Genomic DNA, 21,110 nt, shown 5'->3' on the forward strand with positions numbered 1-21,110 from the left:
TTACTTGTTGATTTTTAGGTAGTTGTTCGGGAGATGCACATCTCTCTACCGTTGGCTGTTCCATACAGCAAGAGGTTTTTTGTAGTCTGCCTGGCGGAAATTACGAAGGAAAGCTGCGAGAAGTATCCGTTTTAAGGGTTGCTTTATTCCTTTCTTCTGAAATAGTACAGAAAATCGGAGCGGCCGTCGTTTCGGTTAATGGCAGTGTCATAATGCGCCCAGCCGTGGCTTTCCAGGAAGTTCAGCAACGCGGCTGTGGAGGTAAACAATTTCTCCTTTTTCGTTTCACTGTCGACGATTTGCAGGGCTTTTTCATTGGTTTCAAGGTTCCGAACTTTGAAATTCGTTTTTTGTCCATAATCAACAAAAACATGGACAGACTTACCGGAAAGGCGTTCGGCAACCATGACCTCGATAATCTGCACATTTTTTTCCTGGTTGATATCTACGTCTCCAACCCAAACCTGGGCGAATGAACGGCCCACGTAATTCAGAATAATGAAAGATATGAGTAGGTATTTCATTTCAATTAATCGTTGATTTCCTTTTGCCGCAATTTCGGGAAATCCTGGCGCTGAGGAAACGAATGTCGAAGGCTTAATGATTAATTAATATGGATTCACCTGGAACGGAGCAGCTGTCCTGTCTGACCAATCCGATCCGCGTCATGAGACCACGTTTTCGGATATAAACTTCTTGGATATGGTTAATCCGCTCGGTTGCATCTTTCCTAGTTTTGCTTTCGTTAAAAACAAACGAAATTACCGAAGCTGAAACTTGCAGCATTGGGAAGCCAGGGACTTAATGTTCCTGAACTGGAATTGGGCTGTATGGGAATGACCGGCATGGCCCACATGGATATCTACGGAAAAGCAGCTATTTTATGGTAGTTGACAATTCATTCAATATCACCTGGTGAGGCATCACATTTACATTTCCCTTTGTTGGAATCAAATTTCTCCAAACCCAGTTGTAGTGCTCAATCACCTGAACTGCATTTAAATGCGGTCTTTCCCCGGTCGTGTGACCATCCTCGATGACAGTTACTTTATAATCTTTTGATAACGCTGATTGAATTGTTGCTTCTACACAGAAATCTGTTGCACAGCCCGAAATTATCAGCTCATCCACAGAACATTGTTCTAGTTGTGATTGAAGATCAGACCTATAAAACACATCATTTGCGTATTTACTTATCAGAATGTCACCGGCTTCTACTTTTAAATCGTCCAGTAATTCCCACTCTGTTGTATGCGGAACAAAATTGCCAGCCGTAGTCCCGTCATGCTGAATAAAAAAAACAGGCAACGAATTAGTCCGAAAAGCCTTGGCCACCAAATTTATCCTCTGAACCACACCATCTGTATCGTGACGGGGAGTGAATGCAGTAAATGAACCTTTTTGCATATCAATGACCAGTAATGCTTTTCTATTTCTCATGAATAATGACTCTTAAAGATTGTACAGTAGCAGTCGCCGCAAAGTGTAATTGGTGCTCGCTAAAATAGTCAATTCATTACTTATCTCACGTGCGTTTTCACATCATACAACGATAGTTTTTTAGCAAAATATCAAGTTTCAATATGGGGATTTTGCTTTTTACTTGTCTGTAAAGGGATATGTTGCCAAAAATCTTCAAAATACTTCTACGTGACGTCGACTTTCTTTACGAAAATAAGTGCCATTTAGAAGTAGTTTTTCCGATGCGGTGACAATCCAGTTTACATCATAATACTAACGTAACATTTATGAAAAGATCGATCCGAATCATGCTCCTGCTGATTGCATTTGCAGGAGCTTTGAATTTTGCAGCCAACGCGCAGACTTACAATTGGCGACCCGTAAGAATAGGCGGGGGCGGCAACGTCACAAGCATTAAGGCCCATCCGAAAGTCCCTAACCTTTATTTTATTACTACCGATGTAGGCACGCCGTACCGGTGGAACCATGCATCCCAGAAATGGGAGGACCTGATGTGGAACGATAAAATACCGACCACGTACTGGAACTGGGAAGCCGCTGCAAAATGCGGGGATCTTGCTTTTGATCCCAGCGATGCAACCGGAAATATTCTTTATGCGACTCATCAGACAGGCAAGGGAACGGTTCCCGGGGGCGGAACCTCTCCCGGAACGATCATGAAGTCGGTGGACCGGGGTGCTACCTGGACCGACTGCCAGCTTCGGATAACAGTTCTGCCTAACAGTGACCAGACTTACTCGGATCGTCTGGCTGTCGATCCCAACAATAGTAATGTAGTGTATGTAACAACCCGGGCCAATGGTACCTATAAAAGCACAGCCGCAGGAGCGGTAGGATCATGGACGAAGGTGAACACTTCTTTGCCGGATTCCGTATCAGGGAGATTTATCTTTTTTGACAAAAGCGGAGGTGTGGTCAATGGAGTTACCCGAAATATTTTTCTCGGTGGCAAGGCCGGTGTATATCGCAGTACAGACGGAGGAAACACGTTCGCATTGATGATCGGTAGCCCGGCCGAACCAAGGCGCGCCAGCATCAGCAACGACGGTACTTTTTTTGTAACACAGTTGCCAAAAGCTGATTACCGCCCATTGGGAGGTTTTACGTTGCATAAATGGAATGGAAGCAGCTGGGTGGATATTACCCCCGTTGCCGGCAAAGAGTTTAGCGGCGTGGGCGTCAATCCTGCCAATAGCAATGAGGTGGTCGTATCAACCACCGGCTCGTGGAACCACGATATTGCTTATCGCAGCATTACCGGTGGAAGCCAGGGCAGCTGGTCGTCGATGGTTCCGGCAACCCGCGATGCTTCCGAAGCACCCCATTCAGCCGGAAATGGAGCTGACGGAAATATCGGTCACAATGTCAATGGTTTTGCCTGGGATCCCTTCAATGCCGGTCATGTCTGGTTTTCGGATATGCTTGATGTCGGCCATACGACCAATGTTTGGGCAAGCAGGGTTACCTGGAAATTGCGCGATAACGGACTGGAAGAAATTGTGGTAGCAGGTCCATCGGTTTGCCCGCCTTCGGGTCCCAACTTCCTGGTTTCGACAACGGGCGATGTAGGCGGTTTCGACCATAAATCGCTGGATCTGCCCCCTGCAAAGGGAATAGCTTATTGGTTTCCAACCAATTTTGGTACCAATACATCCGGCGGCGCCATTCAATATTCAGATCCGAATTTTATCGCGCGTGTAGGAAGTGATGGCTGGAATGGTACTGGCATAGGAGGTTATTCAACCAACGGCGGAGATTCTTATACAAAATTCCCATCCATTCCCGGAGCAAGGGGAAGGATCGCCGTTTCTGCTACCAGCAGGAAAATGGTATGGGTCACACAGGGCGGCCTGACTTATCATTCCGACAACCTGGGTACAAGCTGGACGGCATGTAACGGAGTTCCCAATGCGGTTTTAAAGCCCGGAAGCATTTATGAGGTATGGGCCGGGATGCAGCCATTGGCAGCAGACAAAGTAAATGGCAACATTTTTTACATTTATGCAGCAGGCAAGGTTTACGTAAGCACCGATGGCGGTGTGAATTTCGCTGCCACGACAGCTTCTAATTTACCCAATGTCGGAAATGTGGCACAAATGAATGTGGAAACGACGCCCGGCAAGGAAGGTGATATCTGGATCTCATTTTCGGGTGACGGAATTTACCATTCTACCGATGCGGCTAAAACGTTTACCAAGGTAAATCCTACGGTGATTACAAAACCAAAATGGATTGCTGTTGGAAAGGCAGATACCACCGCATCGTCCAACCCGGTGATCTATGTAAGTTCGGAGGGAACTGCTATCAATGGTGTTTCTTACGGTGTTTTTCGTTCAGATGATAATGGTGCGACCTGGACGACGATTGCCAACCCGGTTCCGGGGATTGTGAGCAATATGACTGCGGATTTGCATGGCAGAGTGTATTTGGGGATTGGAGGAAACGGAATCTTTGTTGGCGAGCCTGCGGGCGGACCAGTCGTTTCAGTGGCGGTAACCCCCGCTGCGGATTCTGTCATAGTTGGTTTTACCAAACAACTTAAAGCCACACTTACCCCCGCATATCCGTCAAACAGTGCAGTTAGCTGGTCTTCATCCGATGCGGGCATTGCTACCGTCAGTGCAAGCGGACTGGTTACCGGCGTTGCTCCTGGTATTGCAGCCATTACAGTAACGACACAGGATGGAGGGAAAACTGCCCAAAGCAGCATCAAGGTAACTCCTGTCATTGGTGCGACGGGTGTCGTGCTTGACTCTGCGATCATAATAGGGCTGGGTACCAGCAGAAATCTGACGGCAACCGTGCTCCCTGCCAACGCCACGAACAAAAAAGTGAGTTGGGCATCATCGGATACGACCGTCGCCAAAATAAATTCCAGCGGACTGGTCACAGGTTTAAAGCTGGGTTCCACCACCATTACTGTCACCACAGAAGATGGGGCAAAAACAGCCACATCCCTATTGACGGTTGGAACGGTCGTTATTGCAAACAACTGCGGTGGACCTACTATCGGCAATTTTATAGCAGATACGCCACAATCCGCATCTATGTGGACTTCTACTGTGACGACGCCAATCGATCTGAGCGGGGTAGTAAAGCCCGCGCCTGCCGACGCCTACAAGACTCAGCGTAATGCCGGACAACCGCTGATTTACCAATATGATAACCTGATCCCTAATGCATTATACGTGGTAAGGCTGCATTTTGCGGAGATTTCAACAACCATCACGGCTGGAAAAAGGAAATTCCATATGACGGTCGGTGCCGATACGTTGCTTAGAAACTTTGATATTTTTACAGAAGCGGGCGGCAGATACAAAGCCATCGTTCGGGAGTTCGCAATCAGATCCACTTCCACAGGTCAGATCCGCATGGTATTCCGGCCGATTGCAAACCTCAACTACCCCGCCATCAATGCGATCGAAGTTGGACTCACTCCATTGACTTCCATTGCCGTCAACCCATCCACTGCCACAGTTGGGGTAGGCGATACCACAAGGCTGTCAACGAGCATATTACCTGTAACTGCAACCAATCAAAAGGTGACCTGGAGCTCGTCGAACACATCCGTTGTAAGTGTGGATGGAAGCGGACTTGTAAGAGGAATGTCACCGGGCACAGCCACCATTACCGCTACCACTAACGAGGGTCAGAAAACAGCTTCATCAACAGTTACTGCGGCCAACATTGCGGTAAGTGGCGTTACGATCGCACCCACGGCGTCCGTCGGCGTGAATAACTCCATTACCCTTGTTGCGTCCGTACAGCCTGTCAATGCGACTAATAAAGCGCTGACCTGGTCCACTTCCGACGCAGGCATTGTATCTGTCAGCCAGAGCGGCGTGCTAACAGGGGTAGCACCCGGAACCGCCACGGTGACGGTCACAAGCCAGGACGGGGCCAAAACCGCAAGCAGTGTGATCACAGCTTCTAATGTTTTGCTCACATCCATTACGTTAAACAAACCGGCTGTTACCGTTGGAGTAGGGGATACGACTACCATCAAAGCAGCGATAGCTCCCCTTAATGCAAGTAACAAAACAGTAGTATGGAGTTCATCCAATCCGTCTGTTGCAACGGTAAATGCGACGGGGATTGTTACGGCAGTGGCCGTCGGTACTGCCACTGTTACTGCCACAGCGCAAGATGCAGGCGGTGTTTCCTCAGGCTCAGCGGTAACCATAGTTAGCGCGGGGTCATGCGGGGTACTTACCAACAATGGCTTTGAAAGTGGTTTTGTAGACTGGGTCAGAAACCCCAATACTGCGGCTGCAACTATTGGTACGTCAGCTCAAAGCGGATTGAAGAGTGCTGTTATTACCGCCGACGGCGGAGCAATTAATTACGGCAAGACGATTGCCATAACCGGAGGCCGGGAAATCACTTTCGATGTCTGGGCCAAAGTGGAAGGTACGCCTAATCCTGCTAATGCTGCCCAATTGATCCTGCCGTGGTGGGCCGGGATCGGAATCGATTTTTATGACGCACAGGGAGTTAAAATTGCTAGTGGTACCACGCAGTTCCAGGTTCACCCATTTGATCCACCTAAAACAGTATATACCAAGTACTCAGTGACCAAATTAGCACCTGCAAACGCCGTAACGATTGGTATATGGGCTTCAAAAGCAGGCCCGAGCGGTAAGCTTGTGCTGGATGATTTCTGTCTGACGATCGCTGCTCCGGCACTGATCGCACAAACGGTTTCGCTGGATAGTTTAGCGCAAAAAACAGTTGGCGATGCGGGTTTTGATCCGGGTGCAGTAGCAACGTCTGGCTTGCCGGTCAGTTATGCAAGCTCGGATACATTGGTTGCCGTCATAACTAACGGAAAAGTAAACGCAGTAGGGCCTGGGACTACCGTAATCACAGCTTCTCAGAATGGGAACGAAACATACAGCCCCGCTCAGCCATTGAGCCGTACGCTGGTGGTTTCGTCCGGTTTGAAAGTGCTTTACAAGGATGGCGACAATGGCCAGGTCAATAATAATACCGTTAAACCCTTCCTGACCATTGCCAACGAAAGTTCAGTTGCCGTCCCGTACAGCGAACTCACTGCGCGATACTGGGTTACTGCCGAGAATTATGCAGGCATTAACAAATGGATCGACTATGCCGAAATGGGCAACAGCAAGGTAACAATGAACTATGTTGCACTTGACAAACCGCGCCAGGGCGCATTAGGGTATGTTGAATTCGCTTTCAATGCATCTGCGGGTAATTTAAATCCGGCATCAAATTCAGGTGTTATCCAGTCCAGGTTCGCCAACGCAAATTGGGCTAACCTTTCGGAAACCGACGATTATTCGTTTAAAAGTGCTTCCGCTTACATTGCCAATAATCATATCACTTTGTATCGCAATGGAAAACTTTGGTGGGGCGCAGAGCCCGACAGTGCTGCCGCAGCTTTGGATCTGAAAGTCTATTCTGAAAACAAAAACACCAATGCGGCACCAACGGCCCTGAGCACGTGGATCAAAGTAGAGAACAAAGGCAATGTCCCGGTTGACTACGCCGATCTCGTAATTCGCTACTGGTTCACCTCAGACGGTACCGCCAGCCTGAACCACTGGATCGACTTTGCGGAGTTGGCCGCTGCAAACATCACCGGCCAGTTTGCGGGCAACCAGCAGAAAGCCAAGGCCGACACGTATTTTGAACTGAAAGGCGCTCCGTCCCTCGGAAAACTGTATCCGCTGAGTAGCACCGGGAATATTCAGTACCGGATCGCGAAATCAGACTGGTCGGTAATGGATGAAAGCAATGACCATTCGTACAAGATGGCGGGCACATTTGCAGAAAATGACAAGATCACGGTTTACTATAAAGGCCAGCTCGTATATGGTGAAGAACCGGCAAGCCAAAGTAATGGCCGGATTGGTGTAATAGCGAGTGAAGTGTCGCCAAACAAACTGAATGTAATCGTGCTGGGAAACCCGGTAACCGGCGACCAGGCCGAGATTGTGATCAGCGGGGCGAATGCAATGCCGCTCAGTATTGCGGTGACCGACGCGAATGGTCGTTCGCTGTTCAGCAAGTCAATTGGGAAACCCGTTGACAACGATCGCCATGTATTGCCTTTGGGTAAAAACGGCGGGCTTTACCTGATTAAGGTCGCTTCCTCGAAGGAAGTGGTGGTGTTGAAGGTCGTTAAGCCTTAGGAGTTTTATTTTTAATATAATTCGTTTTCGTCCGGATCAGCCCAGGTTGATCCGGACATTTTATCGCCTTCCACCAGCCACTAATATGTATGTCGGCAAAATTGAATTATTTATTGAAAAAAAAATATTATTTATAGCATGGGGATGAGATTTGCCGACTTGTCTTTATGATCAGACTGCAAATCCGCAATTGGTTAAAGAAACGCTATGGCAATTGATTCTACCAAAACACTCCAGCCGCCCGGGGTCATGGGGCCTTCCGTGCAGGATAACGAACCATTGATCGTCCACGACGAATACCTGATAACGGAAACGTTCAGCCAGGACCCTAAAAAAGGATGTGAGCTACTTTTTAGAAAGTATTATGCTAATTTATGCAACCACGCGATCCGGTTTGTGCATTCACGGGAAGTGGCCGAAGATATTGTTTCTGAGGTATTTGCCGCGTTCTGGCAAAACCGCTCATTTGAGCTGATCACCTCTTCCTACCGCGCCTATCTGTACAAGTCCGTCCGCAACCGATCATACAATCACCTGAAATGGGAGCTGAACCGCACATCCCCGATCGAACTGGTCACTACACCTTTCCTTGCGCAGGCGCTCAATCCGTACGAGGCTTTGCAATACAGCGAGTTGCACCAGCAGATCGAACGCATTGTGCAGGAAATGCCGCCGCAATGCAGAAAGGCTTACTTATTGAAACGGATGGAAGGTAAAACGCTGGAAGAGATTGCGGCCGAACTTCGGATCACTCCCAAGTCCGTGGAGGCGCTGATCACCCGTGCCATTGCGAGGCTCCGCAAGGGATTAAAGGACAGCTGGTTTATATGTCTCGTATACTGCTTGCAATAAAAGTGTTCAATCCGGTATGGGGTTGCGTATACTGTACTTGTCTGTTCTTGTAAATAGTCTAAATGAGCATTGCCGTGTGCCGTTCTATCACGGTTATGTGGTTGCTCTGAAATCACTCAAACAGGCCTGACCGGACTGTAAATACTAAAAAGTATAAGATGAAAGAATCCCTATCCAAAGATGTCCTATTCGATTTTTTTGACGGAAGGACCACATCCATTCAGCGTAAGCTTGTCGAGGACTGGCTTGCGGACCCCCAGAACGAAGAGCTCTACCACCAATATCTGGACGAATGGGAGAGCCGCCATCCGCAGTTTTCGCCCCAGATCGAAAATGCGCTGTCAGATTACATTGCATTGATGAATGATGAAGATACGGGCAAAGAAATTCCTTTGTCCCAAACAGAAGTGAAGCAATCCGGAATCTGGAAAAGTCCGTGGCTCTATGGTGCAGCAGCGGCATGCTTCCTGATGGTGGTCAGTTTTGTTTTTAGAAACGAGCTGATGTATAAATCATTGGAGTCTGAAAATGGCCAGACATCTGAATACAAACTCTCCGACGGTACAAACGTGGTGCTCAATGCCAATTCTATTTTACGGGTTCCGAGGATGGGTTTCGGTTTGGGTAACAGGGAGGTGATGCTGGATGGTGAAGCGGAGTTTAAAGTAGTTCACACTGAGCACAGTAGCCGTTTTATTGTACGTATGAACCAAAACTACGTGATAGAAGTGCTTGGTACCGAGTTTGTTGCGTTTTCAAGAAAACGCGGCACCAAGGTTTTTCTGACGAAAGGAAAAGTGAAGCTGAGCTTACCCAAGGGAAAGCAGCTTTACCTGAAACCCGGTCATCTCTTCGCCACAGGAACGAATGGGGCATTTACCCTTACATCCTCGTCCACACCGGCTGCGTTCGTGGCCTGGAAGGAAAACATGTTTTATTTCGACAATACACTCTTATCCGAAGCAGTGGAGCAAATAAATGACCGCTTCAAGGTGAATGTACGTATACTGGACCCCGTTTTGGGGAAACGCCGTATCGGAGGGGTGTATAAGGTGAAACAGGCCGACGACCTACTGATCATATTATCCGAGCTGCTCCATCTGGAAGTGGTAAAACATGACGAATTTATCGAATTGAGAAAATCAGTAACCAATACAAATCATGAGTAGCAGATTTCTACAAAAAATACGTATCGTGCTGACAATGTTATCTGTTCAGCAGCTTTGCGTGGCGCAAGGGATTTCCTTGGCGAGTCAGCCGGTTGCGGCCCAGCCGTTACCAGCCCAGGCGCAGCCGAATGCGGCCCAGCGCGGAGAAAGCCGGGCCAAAAATCTGAAAGATTTGTTGGTCGACTTGGGCAAGCAGCACCAGGTGAGCATTTTGTTTGAAGAAGAAACGGTGAAAAACATTGTGGTTACCGGCGCGGATTACCACCAGGAAGGGAGCAAGCTGGAACGGCAGCTGACCGACCTGCTCAAACCGTTCAATCTCCGTTTCAAAAAGGCGGGAAAAGAAGCCTATGTGATTGTGCCGAGATTTGAGAAAAAGGACCCGGAATCCGGTATTGCCACGATCGAAAGTGCAACTATTGCGCCGCCAGCCTCGCCCGCAGCTTCGGACAAGGCTGATGCCTCCATTTTAAAAATTATCAGGTCCGGTCGGGAGGAAGTAACTGTGAAAGGTAAAGTCTCCGATGAGCATGGAGACGGACTTCCCGGTGTAAGCGTCGTGCTCAAAGGCTCCCAGCGCGGTGTTACAACCGACCTGTCCGGGAAATATGAAATAACCAGCGGAAGTGCCGACGCTATTCTGATCTTCTCGTTTGTGGGCTATTTGCCTAAGGAAGAGATTGTCGGTAACCGTTCGGTAATAGATATTTCGCTCGCGGTAGATACGAAAGCATTGGAAGAAGTAGTGGTTATCGGCTATGGAACGGCTAAAAAGAAGGACCTTACCGGCGCGGTTTCAGTGGTGGGCCGCAGGGAGTTCGGCGATGTGTCCGCTACATCTGCCCAGCAGCTTTTGCAGGGAAAGATAGCTGGTGTACAGATCGTCAATACGGGCGGATTGCCTGGCTCTAATGCTAAAATCATCATTCGTGGTGTAGGCTCACTTACCAATTCGGATCCCCTGTATGTGATCGATGGCATTCAGGGTGGCGATATCAACTCGGTCAGTCCGTATGATATTCAAGATATTACAGTTTTGAAAGACGCTGCCTCTGTGGCTATTTACGGGGCTTCGGCCGCAAATGGGGTGGTTTTAGTCACGACAAAAAAAGGAAAGGCCGGAACGCCCAAAGTAACCTACAATGGCTATGCAGGCATAGCGAAGGCATGGAAGAAGCTGGATATGCTCGATGCGGCTCAATATGTCCAGCTGGTAAAGGACATTGATGAAGTACAGGGAAACAAAGTGCCTGACAAACTGAATACACCCGAAGTGCTGGTGACCCGCACGGATTGGCAAAAGGAGATTTTCAGAAATGCGAAGGTAACCGAGCACCATGTGAACGTAACGGGGGGAAGTGAAAAGGCAACCTATAATTTCTCCGCCGGTTATACCAACCAGGAGGGTATCATGAAGGATTACGGCTATCAGCGGATCAACCTGCGGACACAACTCGAAGAGCAAATCGGTAAGAAAATCCGCCTGGGACAGACTATCAATTTCAAATACAACAGGACAACGGGAAATGCAGCCAGTTTCGTGGAGGCCCTGCGGATGCCACCCTATGCACCAACAATGGACCCTAGGAACCTTGGAGGATATAGTAAGGTGACGACAATCATCGACCAGAACGATGCATTGAATCCGTTACCAGGAATTTATCTTACTGAAAAACTGGGAAGAAGTGTTTCCAACCTGTTTCAATTGTGGGGGGAAGTGGATATTATTAATGGATTGAAATTCAGGACTCAGGCGAACATTGGCCTTTCCAATAGCAACAGTTATAATTACACAGGCGAATATTTGAACGGCAATACAAGAACCGATCGTAAGATCGATGAAAGCTATTCTTTCTCAGTCTCGCCGATCATTGAAAATATCCTGAGCTATTCTCGGAATTTTGGCCGTCACGATTTTTCGGTCATGGCAGGCAATACCTTCAATGAAGGCAACAGAAGCAGGAGCGTCAATTTGACTGGTTCGGGCTTTACGAATGACCTGATCAAACAGATCGGTGTTTCCAAATCCAACAGCATCACAGGCGCTGGCTCGGGTATTTATGCTTCACGCTCCTATTTCGGTCGGCTTACTTACGCTTTTCACGACAGGTATCTGGTAAATGCTTCCATCCGGCAGGATATTAACCCGGCATTCGGGAAAGCTCACCGGAAAGGGAATTTCCCATCCGTAGGTGTGGCATGGAAGGCTGCTAACGAGGACTTCATGAAAAATGTTGCCTTCATTTCCGATCTGAAACTCCGGGGAAGCTGGGGCATTACCGGAAACGCCAACATTGGACTGTTTCTCACCGATCCAACCGTGTACCGGGGTTATGGAAACAACAACATCGTATATTCTTTTGGAGAAAACAAAGCATTTCAGCAGGGAGCGACGGTTACGCGCGTGCCTAATCCTTTCCTGAAATGGGAGGAAACCACGCAAGTCGATTTCGGAGTTGACTTTGGTCTTTTGCAAAACAGACTCCAGGTGAGCCTGGACTACTACAAACGCGACAGCAAAGACTTGTTGCTGGATGTGAAATTGCCGGTTTCTACGGGCCTGGGTGATGTTTACAATGATGCCAGCATGGTGCAGAATGCTGCGAATGCAGTTAATAAGGGTTTTGAAGTAGCGGTCTCGTATGCGGGCCAGGCGGGAGATTTTAGTTATAGTATTTCTGCCAATACCGGTTTCAACAAGAATAATGTGGTTTCACTCGGTAACGGTGCGCCCATCGTGAGCGGTAGCACCAATGGAGGGATTAATATTACCAAAACCGATGTGGGAGCGGCAATCGGTTCGTTCTATGGTTTTAAAATGGATCGCGTAATTTCCAGCGCCGCCGACGTAGCCAGGTTGAACGAACAGGCTATTGCCAAAGGCTTTAAAACATACCAGGATGGATTGAAAGCCGGTGATATTGTTTACAAGGATTTGAACGGCGACGGGCAAATTACAGATTCAGACCAGGCATTTCTGGGTTCTGCCATTCCGGTTTGGACTTATGGGGGCTCTGTCAATTTATCATACAAAGCGTGGGACCTTTCGATGGGCCTGGCCGGGATTGGTGATGTGAAAGTTTACAATGCATTGCGGTATTGGACAGAGGGGACTACCCGCCCGTTCAATTCTTCTACGGCCGTTCTGAATGCCTGGAAAAAAGATGGAGACATGACAGACATGCCCAGGTCGGGGCAAAATACGCCCTCCAATCTGCGCGCGTCCGACCGCTTTCTGGAGAATGGCTCATTCATGCGGCTGCGAAACCTGACCGCCGGATTCTCTATTCCAAAATCATTGCTGAATTCCACCGGTGCAAAAGTGTTTTCGAGTTTCCGGATTTATGCAACAGCGATGAACCTGCTGACCATCACCAATTATAAAGGATATGATCCCGAGGTAAGTGCGAGTGTCAATGATGCCAAGTCGTTCATTTTCACAAAGGGAGTGGATACAGGTCAGTATCCGCAGCCAAGGACTTTTCTGCTAGGGGTTCAGGTCGGGTTTTAAATTCTTTTCATTCATTCTCAATCAGTCATCATGAAAAAGCAGATACTTTCACTGGGAACGCTGGCCTGCCTGGCTGCGGCCGGGTGTGACAACTCGCTGGATAATGTCAAAAACCAGACGAGCTATAACGATGATACTTATTTTACCACGCCTGCCACCATTTCAGAAGCAGTAACTGCCGCTTATGGCCTGATGCTTTACAAAGGGTTGTATTCGAGGGATTTCTACTTTCTGATGGACCTCACCGGCAACGAAGCAGAGGCGGACGCTCCCCTTTTGGGCGATGTTTTGCAATTGCACGATTATAGCTATGCTTCAAACCACGCGCAGATTAATGATCTCTGGTCGACTGCCTATAAAATGACATTCCGGGCTAATCTGGCGATCGACAAGGCTGCAAAAGTGGTGCCCGCTTCAGACGCTGAGAAAACGAAGCTCGCCCAATATACCTCCGAAGCGTACTTTCTAAAAGCATATGCGGAGTTCTTGCTGGTAACGCTCTGGGGCAGGGTACCCATTCGCAAGGATTACAGCGGTAACAGCGAATTATATCTTCCAAGGGCCACCGTAGAAGAAAGCTGGAAACAGGTGGAATCCGACCTGACGAATGCCATCAGCGGGCTGCCTTCCGCCTATGCGAACACGGCGAGCGATCTGGGTCGTGCTACCAAAGGCGCTGCCATTGCGCTATTGGGCAAGGCCTATTTATACCAGAAAAAATATGCAGAGGCCTCCGCGCAATTTGAATTACTTACCAGAGCTCCTTTTACGTATGACCTTGTCCAGAATCTGGACGAGCTTTTTACCAAATCGCCCGTGAAAAACGCAGAAACGGTATTTGACATCCCGCATAAAGAATGGGGCGGTTGGGCGGAAGGAAATCCGTACTATATGTTTGGCTCGCAGGAAGGGTCGGGTAGCGGTAAAAATACATTGACCGGCCGCGCCATGGAATACGGCTGGAACGACTGGCGCAACGTTTTTATCTCCGATGCAGCAGTGAAAGCATTCACTTATAAGGACGAAGCGGGCAAAGTCTATATTGATCCGAGAGCCAAGAATACGTTTTACGGAGATAAGGCCAGCGGGGGGGACGTGACCTATTGCGATAAATGTACTGCCGGGCCAAAGCCTTATCCTTTCGCAGAAAACGGCAATGGCTACCGCTGGAGAAAATACGAGCCTTATGAATACAAGGAAAAGGGGGAGTTGCCTCAATCGGATATCAATTCACAGGTGATCCGCTATGCCGACGTGTTGCTGATGTTTGCGGAAGCACAGATCAATATCGGTAAACTAAGTGAGGCCCTGCCGTTGGTTAATAAGGTGCGCGCACGCTCCGGCGCATTCGCCTACACAACACTAGGCAATAAGGAGGAAGCGATGAGGAAAATTATGCTAGAACGCCAGCTCGAACTGGCCGGTGAGCAGGTGCGCTGGTTTGACCTGATCCGCTGGGGCATTGCCAAAGAAACTCTAAACGCGGAGAAGAAAGCCAAATATCCGGCTTCAAGCCAATCTTTTTTTCAGGACAAACATGTATTATTCCCTATTCCATTAACTGAGAAAAACACAAACCCAGTTGTCGCCAAAGACATCAGCAACGACTGGAATTAAGAAGTCGATTGTTTTCAGATATTTGATATTACCCGTTGGCGTGAGTCAGCGGGTTTCCATGTTCAGGGACTTGATCTTAAACCAAGCCATCCACCCAATTATGGAGATTAGGAGCACCCAAATCCAGCTGGGAACGGTCCTTGGTGATTCACTACCGGTCATGAAGAATTTTCGCTGGTCTGCTTTCCCGTATGCGTTGATCATAATGGGTAAGGTGCCATCGACTTGCTGGTTGTCTTTCAGCCCTAATTAGCAGGGAGCCAATGGTACAAATTACTGTTACGGTGGAAATACTAGTGCGGTCATTTTCTGTATATTACACCAGCAGCATAAGCACCTGTCTTTACCCCATCGGCACAGCTTTATAGCTTTGTGTATTCACCGCGGGCTCGGGCAATTCAAAAAAAGGATTGTGAAGTTTCCTTGAAAATGACACCAAGGTACATTATTATGCCTGGTATAAGTAAAAAGTGCCATAGGTGAGTTAAATAGTACCTTTTGTTGAGACGGCTCTGAGATACTTTTGAAGGGATTTAATATGTTCCTTAAAAGAAGTTTTCATGGCACTGACAATTAGCGAGAGGGTACACAAAAAGGCGGTACGGGATATTATTGAACTGGATACCAAAATCAAGCTCTTCCAAGCCGGGAAGCTTGATAATGAATCATTTAGGGCATTCAGGCTGACACGGGGCGTTTATGGTCAGCGCCAGCCCGATGTCAATATGATCCGGATAAAGCTCCCCTTCGGGCGCGTAACGCCGGCACAATTAATACGGATAGCCGAGCTATCTGACAGATACGGCAGCGGTAACCTGCATGCGACTACCCGGCAGGATATCCAGCTTCATTACGTGAAGTTGGCCGATGCCCCCCAGCTTTGGGCCGACCTGGAAGATGAAAGGATTACCCTCCGGGAGGCTTGTGGCAACACAATCAGAAACCTGACAGCATCTCCTTATGCGGGAATTGATCCTGATGAGCCTTTTGACGTATCCCCATATGCGAATGCGGTTTTCAATTACTTTCTGCGTAACCCTGTTTGTCAGCAGCTGGGAAGGAAATTCAAAATCGCATTTTCTTCCTCGGAAAAAGACTCGGCCTTCACATTTATACATGATATGGGATTTATCCCGAAGATAAAATCCGAAAACGGGTTAGAAGTGCGCGGGTTTAAGATTGTCATGGCCGGAGGATTGGGGGCGCAGCCGTTTCTAGCTCATCCGGTATTCGACTTCATGGAAGAAAACCAGATAATCCCTTTCACAGAGGCCTGCCTGAGGATTTTTGACCGGTACGGAGAGCGCGCAAAACGTCATAAGGCCCGCTTGAAATACCTGATTAATGATATAGGCATCGAGCGTTTCCTGGAACTTGTCAATGAGGAGCGGAAAGCGATCAGTAGCAGTAGCAATCACGTCAATCTGGACCATTATGTGAAGCCTCTGATCCCCAAACCAAGGATATTCCAGGCACAGATACCCTCTGATCCCGTAAAATATCTTGCCTGGCGTCAGACCAATGTCACCCGCCAAAAGCAAAAGGAAACATTTTTTTCGGTCCAGATAAAGGTGACTACGGGTGATCTGAGCTCGGATCTGGCACGCAAACTGGCAAAGGTTATCGATGCGCATGCATCAGACGATATCAGGATTACCGTAAACCAGGGTTTTTTATGCAAGTATGTCAGGGAGCAGGCGCTCATCTCATTATTTAACGAACTTAATGAGATAGGGCTGGCAGAACCAGGGTTCGACACCCTTGCCGACATTACTGCTTGCCCGGGGACAGATACGTGCAATCTGGCGATTGCCAGTTCAACCGGTCTGGCGAGAGTCCTGGAAAACACTTTACAAGAGGAGTTTCCGGATATCCTTTTCCGAAAGGATATCAAGATTAAGATATCGGGCTGCATGAATGGATGTGGTCACCATGCGATCGCCAATATCGGCTTTCATGCGATGTCGATGAAAGCGGGAAAATTTGTTTTGCCGGCGATGCAGGTTATGCTAGCCGGAGGGCCAACTGGCGACGGAAGCGGCCGAATGGCAGAGAAGATCATTAAAATCCCATCACGAAAGGCGCCGGATGCGATGCGGACAATCCTGAATGACTTTAGGGAAAATGCAGAACCCGAGGAGATGTTCAATTCATATTACCTGCGTTTTGGCAAAAACTATTTCTATAACCTGCTCAAACCACTTGGCGAGATTTCCGAGATCACACAGCTGTATCTGACTGACTGGGGTGCTCAAACGCAGTATGAAACGCTGATAGGCATAGGAGAATGTGCTGTCCCAATGATAGACATGGTTTCGGTGGTAATAGATGAAGCCCGCGAGACAGCTGAAAAAAGGGATGAAGCCTATTCGGCCCAGGAATGGGTGGAATCGATCTATTACAGCTATAACGTATTTCTGGGAGTAGCAAAGGCATTGTTGCTAACCAAGGACATGCCATGCAATACACAGTTCAGCATTTTGAACAACTTTGACAAGACCTGGGTTGAGACAGGCGAATTATCGCTGGGATTTGAAGGTTCTTTTAAAGACAAAGTACTTGAAATCAATAAAGTTGAACCATCGGTATCTTTTGCCACGACATTTCGGGAGCAGTCCGAAGCCTTCCGGAAGCTGGTCATTGAGGAAAGAAATGCTCAATTATTGAAACAATAAATCGATTCGCCGGCAAGATCGTGTTTCCGGTCTACCACTAGCTCTCTGACCCGGTGGTAAGGGTCTCAGCAGGAGTTGAGCGATTTGGGGGGAGCTAACGGAAGGATTAGGTCTTTTTTCTACGAATTTTTCCGCCTAAATTCCTCAGGAGTCATGCCAGTATGCTTTCTGAAAAATTTGGTAAAGTAGGAATTGTCGTTAAAATTGAGTGAGTATCCTACTTGGGAGACACTTAGGGTCAAATTTACTAACAATCTTCTAGCCTCCAGAATGATCCTGTTTCGGATCAGCTCGCCGGCCTGAATGCCAAGGTGGGCCTTGCACAAGGCGTTCAGATGGTTGGGCGTAATAAACAACAGGTCCGCATACTCCTTCGGTAGGCGCAGGGTGAGATAGTTTTTTTCTATCAGTTTCTGATAGTTTCTCAGCAGCGTGTAGTTGTAATGTGGGATGGACTGGCTTTTATGAAAAAGCGTATTCTGCTCTATCAGCATGAACATTTCTAACAGAAGCACCCGTATCATGTCCAAGCCAAAAATGCCGCGTTGAGGCTTTGAGAGCATCTTTTTAAAGATTGTCTCTATCTCCCGGGCTAAATCACCCGGCAGGTTAATCACACCGTCGATAGCGATGCCATTGAAGAACGAAAAGTTCTCCAAATAGCCGCCTTTTAATAGGAAAGATTCGAAGAGCGACTCGGTAAAATTGACTACATACCCATCCACGTCACCTTGAAAAGACCATGAGTGTACCTGACCTGGAACCATGAAGTAGATTTGATTCGGAAATACGTTGAAAGTCGTGAAATCGATCGTATGGGTACCAATGCCCTTTAAAAAGAAAACCAGGTGGTAAAAGTTGTGGCGGTGTGCGACGTCCAGCGTTTTATGGTGCTGGTGCAAATACTCTGAAAAAGGACGAACAAGTACTTCCGCCTGTTCGCTGCTGAAAAGCCTGTTAATATCGATCGTAGGAATAGCGTCTATCTTCATAAATGAGCCTAAAAATCGGCACTAAGGTAAACAAACTCAAATTGTTGAGGACTGCATTTTTAAATAAAAATGATAAGTTCAAATCGTATGCTTTCAAATTATTACTGCGGAGATAATTAGCTTACCAATTATCAAAAGACTCGCGCAACGTCACAGCTATAATTATATGAATTCTAATTGTTATGGATTTGTCGCAGATAGTCAAATAATGCTTCGAATTGCAGGCAAACTTACTTAAAAGAGGATTTTTTAAGAAGCTTGGGATGTATACGGTAAGAGTTAGTCAGCTTTCGAACCTTAATTTGTTGAGTGAAATTTAACATCTACCGGGAAAGTATCGCTAGTTCGTAAAAACTAATTTTACATTTTTTGTAAAAATAGTTTGAGTTTGTATTTTTTTAGATACCAAAAGTTACTAAAATTGTGTGGCAATACTGCTACTATCTAAAACATTTTGATTTATGAAAAGAACCTTAGTGCTCTTAGGGTTAATCGCCGCTCCATGGCTATTTAGTTCGTGTCAAAAAGATTCGGAAACGGAGGAGTTGTTCAGTAAGCAATCAACAAAACCTAAATTCAGTACAGCCAAATTCGATAATTCAACCAACATTGTTGCGATTGATTGGTCAGACGTAAATCAAAAGTTTTACTATTGGAGCACTCAGGGGTTTGCAATTTTTGGGACTTACAACGACACCGACCCTGTTGGCTCCAGCGCATATGCGTTCACCTTAGCACCTGGGAAAATTCCAAGTGATATTGTTGAGACTGCCATTTATGCGCCTGTCGGCGGGGGGGTAAATAAGGTTTTTACTTACTATTATGACGGAACAGTGAGCTCAGGCATTTCGAACGACCTGGATAGTTATACAGCTCCAACGCCATATTCGTGCCCAACAGGATATAATCCAAGCAATATCGTTGGAATGTCAATAACTTCTCAGGGGAACCTCTTTACATGGTACAATGACGGGAAAGTATCTGTTGGCAACAGCACAAACCACACAAATCTTTATAACGTAACAGCGCCTACGAGCTATTCGCTTCCGCCTGGAAAAACTTATTCGCAAATCATTGCAATGGCTTTTGACAGAAACAATAACAATTTGGTTTACACGTGGTTTACGGACGGAACTGTGTCTAAAGGGTCATCGATAGATCTTGACGCAATAGCAGCACCAGTTGCATTCGATTAAGAATATAGTGCCTGCCTGGAGAGGCGACTACTAGACGTCATTTTCAGGCAGGCTCCATTCATCTGTTTCTTCGGTGATTGTGAATATTATACCAAGTTTAGAATATCCGCTTTTAAGTATTAATTTCTACCATAGCTTGTTGTTGTGAAATTGATGAGTGGATTGGTAAGATACATACGAAGCTGTCACTACATCTCCCTTCTCAAATTTTTAGACTGACGAAACCAGGCAAGGTCGCCTAAATTAAGAGTCTACACGAAATGTCAATGGTTATGCTAAATAAGGTTACCTTAGCATATGAAAATCAAAATATTAGGAAAAAAAGATCTCCCACCGCCAAGCTCGACATTGAAATTTAGGATTAAAAATACCACCAACTGGCGCGTTGGCTTTACCGACGGTGAAACCGGCGATTTTGTCCAGGTAGTGGAAGGAATCACTTACAGCTATTCCTGGAACCAGATTGATGAATATTATTTAACTGCGCCTGTATTACCGTAGCATAATGCTACCTATCCTGCTCCTTTTGCGCATGTTTTACAGGGCCATCTCTGTTTGCTCTGCCACTGCCTGCTAATTACAATCCCATTTCAGCCCATAAGTACTATATGTATTAATTATATTTTTTTCAGAGTCAAATAGAGTTGGACTTATCTCTTTGGGAACCGGGCTGTCATTGAAAAAGAGGTATTCACCGTCCACCAAATTATTCGCAGAGAAAATCCAGGGCGCACTTCTCGACGAAAATCTGAAAGTTTCTAATAACTTAATAGAATTCGCCGAGTTATCATAATTGAAGCTTGCAACATAATCCCAGTGATTTTCACTAGGAACAAGGCTGGTACCATATTCTCTGACAATATTGCCATTCTTGTCATACTCATACTGATATTTAAATACTGCTTTGGGTGTTCGACTCCCATGTGGGTATTGATTGGGATCATCAAGAGAATAGGTATAATGAATCATGGAAGTGGGCCTATCGAAATTATCATATGTGTAATCAAACCGATAGTCAACGTAACCTGTCGTATAAAAGTAAACTTTTTCAATCCCTTGGGGACCGTAATCAAATTTAATTCTTGTATAAGCCTCCTCACCGGCTGCCTCGGGATAATCTTTTAGCTCGTTTAAAATCCTCCTTAAGTACCCGTTTTCGTACTGGAATCGCCAAATTGGCCGATAGCCAGACGGCGATCCGCTACCAGGTATATTAAATACGGCTTCATTTAGTTTATCTAACTTATTGTCAGCTGCATACTCGAGGGTATAACGGTTGCCATTATACGATTTCAATTTACATGGTGTCGAAATTATATCCACAAATTGTTGACTAGGAACCTGGCCTTTTTTACACGATACGGTCACTAGAAACAGCATAAAAGCTGTAATGCATGAATACAATGTCTTCATCAAAACTTGTAAGGGCTTGTTCTCAATTTTGCATAAATATATGTA

General features: G+C 46.8%; 12 protein-coding genes. 8 read left to right on the plus strand and 4 right to left on the minus strand.

All coding sequences use genetic code 11. The annotated features are described in order from the left end of the window. Window positions 1-143: 143 nt before the first annotated feature. The gene (locus LZD49_RS30835) at window positions 144-524 is read right to left on the minus strand and encodes a hypothetical protein (protein ID WP_234671937.1); all 381 of its coding nucleotides are present in this window, start codon (window positions 522-524) and stop codon (window positions 144-146) included. 352 nt (window positions 525-876) lie between these two features. Then, complete coding sequence (locus tag LZD49_RS30840) at window positions 877-1,440, minus strand: isochorismatase family protein (protein ID WP_234671938.1); 564 nt, start codon at window positions 1,438-1,440, stop codon at window positions 877-879. Window positions 1,441-1,748: 308 nt separating this feature from the next. Between LZD49_RS30840 and LZD49_RS30845 the strand changes: the two genes are divergently transcribed. The 6 genes from LZD49_RS30845 to LZD49_RS30870 all read left to right on the plus strand — a co-directional run bounded on the left by LZD49_RS30845 (window position 1,749) and on the right by LZD49_RS30870 (window position 17,464). After that, window positions 1,749-7,640 carry an Ig-like domain-containing protein gene (locus LZD49_RS30845; protein ID WP_234671939.1) on the plus strand — a complete coding sequence of 1,964 codons (5,892 nt, stop codon included), beginning with the start codon at window positions 1,749-1,751 and terminating at the stop codon, window positions 7,638-7,640. Window positions 7,641-7,847: 207 nt separating this feature from the next. Beyond that, window positions 7,848-8,492 (plus strand): RNA polymerase sigma-70 factor, encoded by a 645-nt coding sequence (locus LZD49_RS30850; protein WP_234671940.1) that lies wholly within the window; start codon window positions 7,848-7,850, stop codon window positions 8,490-8,492. 158 nt (window positions 8,493-8,650) lie between these two features. Beyond that, window positions 8,651-9,661 (plus strand): FecR family protein, encoded by a 1,011-nt coding sequence (locus LZD49_RS30855; protein ID WP_234671941.1) that lies wholly within the window; start codon window positions 8,651-8,653, stop codon window positions 9,659-9,661. Next, window positions 9,654-13,172 carry a TonB-dependent receptor gene (locus LZD49_RS30860; RefSeq protein WP_234671942.1) on the plus strand — a complete coding sequence of 1,173 codons (3,519 nt, stop codon included), beginning with the start codon at window positions 9,654-9,656 and terminating at the stop codon, window positions 13,170-13,172. The genes LZD49_RS30855 and LZD49_RS30860 overlap by 8 nt, the downstream gene beginning before the upstream one ends. A 30-nt stretch (window positions 13,173-13,202) precedes the next feature. Then, entirely contained in the window at window positions 13,203-14,789 is a 1,587-nt protein-coding gene (locus LZD49_RS30865) for a RagB/SusD family nutrient uptake outer membrane protein (RefSeq protein ID WP_234671944.1), read from the plus strand. A gap of 560 nt (window positions 14,790-15,349) precedes the next feature. Further along, the gene (locus LZD49_RS30870) at window positions 15,350-17,464 is read left to right on the plus strand and encodes a nitrite/sulfite reductase (protein ID WP_234671945.1); all 2,115 of its coding nucleotides are present in this window, start codon (window positions 15,350-15,352) and stop codon (window positions 17,462-17,464) included. 119 nt (window positions 17,465-17,583) lie between these two features. Here the strand turns inward: LZD49_RS30870 and LZD49_RS30875 are convergent, their stop codons facing one another. Then, window positions 17,584-18,456, minus strand: a complete 873-nt coding sequence (locus tag LZD49_RS30875) for an AraC family transcriptional regulator (RefSeq protein ID WP_234671946.1) — start codon at window positions 18,454-18,456, stop codon at window positions 17,584-17,586. 461 nt (window positions 18,457-18,917) lie between these two features. On the opposite strand from LZD49_RS30875, the gene LZD49_RS30880 reads away from it, so the two are divergent. Both LZD49_RS30880 and LZD49_RS30885 read left to right on the plus strand, forming a co-directional pair. Continuing rightward, complete coding sequence (locus LZD49_RS30880) at window positions 18,918-19,652, plus strand: hypothetical protein (protein ID WP_234671947.1); 735 nt, start codon at window positions 18,918-18,920, stop codon at window positions 19,650-19,652. Window positions 19,653-19,949: 297 nt separating this feature from the next. Beyond that, window positions 19,950-20,153 carry a hypothetical protein gene (locus tag LZD49_RS30885; protein ID WP_234671948.1) on the plus strand — a complete coding sequence of 68 codons (204 nt, stop codon included), beginning with the start codon at window positions 19,950-19,952 and terminating at the stop codon, window positions 20,151-20,153. A 72-nt stretch (window positions 20,154-20,225) separates the two neighbouring features. Here the strand turns inward: LZD49_RS30885 and LZD49_RS30890 are convergent, their stop codons facing one another. Next, the gene (locus LZD49_RS30890) at window positions 20,226-21,068 is read right to left on the minus strand and encodes a hypothetical protein (RefSeq protein WP_234671949.1); all 843 of its coding nucleotides are present in this window, start codon (window positions 21,066-21,068) and stop codon (window positions 20,226-20,228) included. Between the last annotated feature and the right edge of the window lie 42 nt (window positions 21,069-21,110).

The sequence above is a fragment of the Dyadobacter sp. CY261 genome (genome assembly GCF_021440085.1).
GTDB lineage: Bacteria > Bacteroidota > Bacteroidia > Cytophagales > Spirosomataceae > Dyadobacter.

Coding starts and splice junctions, on each gene's coding strand:
- LZD49_RS30835 (WP_234671937.1), bottom strand. CDS start 524: ATGAAATACCTACTCATATCTTTCATTATTCTGAATTACGTGGGCCGT.
- LZD49_RS30840 (WP_234671938.1), bottom strand. CDS start 1,440: ATGAGAAATAGAAAAGCATTACTGGTCATTGATATGCAAAAAGGTTCA.
- LZD49_RS30845 (WP_234671939.1), top strand. CDS start 1,749: ATGAAAAGATCGATCCGAATCATGCTCCTGCTGATTGCATTTGCAGGA.
- LZD49_RS30850 (WP_234671940.1), top strand. CDS start 7,848: ATGGCAATTGATTCTACCAAAACACTCCAGCCGCCCGGGGTCATGGGG.
- LZD49_RS30855 (WP_234671941.1), top strand. CDS start 8,651: ATGAAAGAATCCCTATCCAAAGATGTCCTATTCGATTTTTTTGACGGA.
- LZD49_RS30860 (WP_234671942.1), top strand. CDS start 9,654: ATGAGTAGCAGATTTCTACAAAAAATACGTATCGTGCTGACAATGTTA.
- LZD49_RS30865 (WP_234671944.1), top strand. CDS start 13,203: ATGAAAAAGCAGATACTTTCACTGGGAACGCTGGCCTGCCTGGCTGCG.
- LZD49_RS30870 (WP_234671945.1), top strand. CDS start 15,350: ATGGCACTGACAATTAGCGAGAGGGTACACAAAAAGGCGGTACGGGAT.
- LZD49_RS30875 (WP_234671946.1), bottom strand. CDS start 18,456: ATGAAGATAGACGCTATTCCTACGATCGATATTAACAGGCTTTTCAGC.
- LZD49_RS30880 (WP_234671947.1), top strand. CDS start 18,918: ATGAAAAGAACCTTAGTGCTCTTAGGGTTAATCGCCGCTCCATGGCTA.
- LZD49_RS30885 (WP_234671948.1), top strand. CDS start 19,950: ATGAAAATCAAAATATTAGGAAAAAAAGATCTCCCACCGCCAAGCTCG.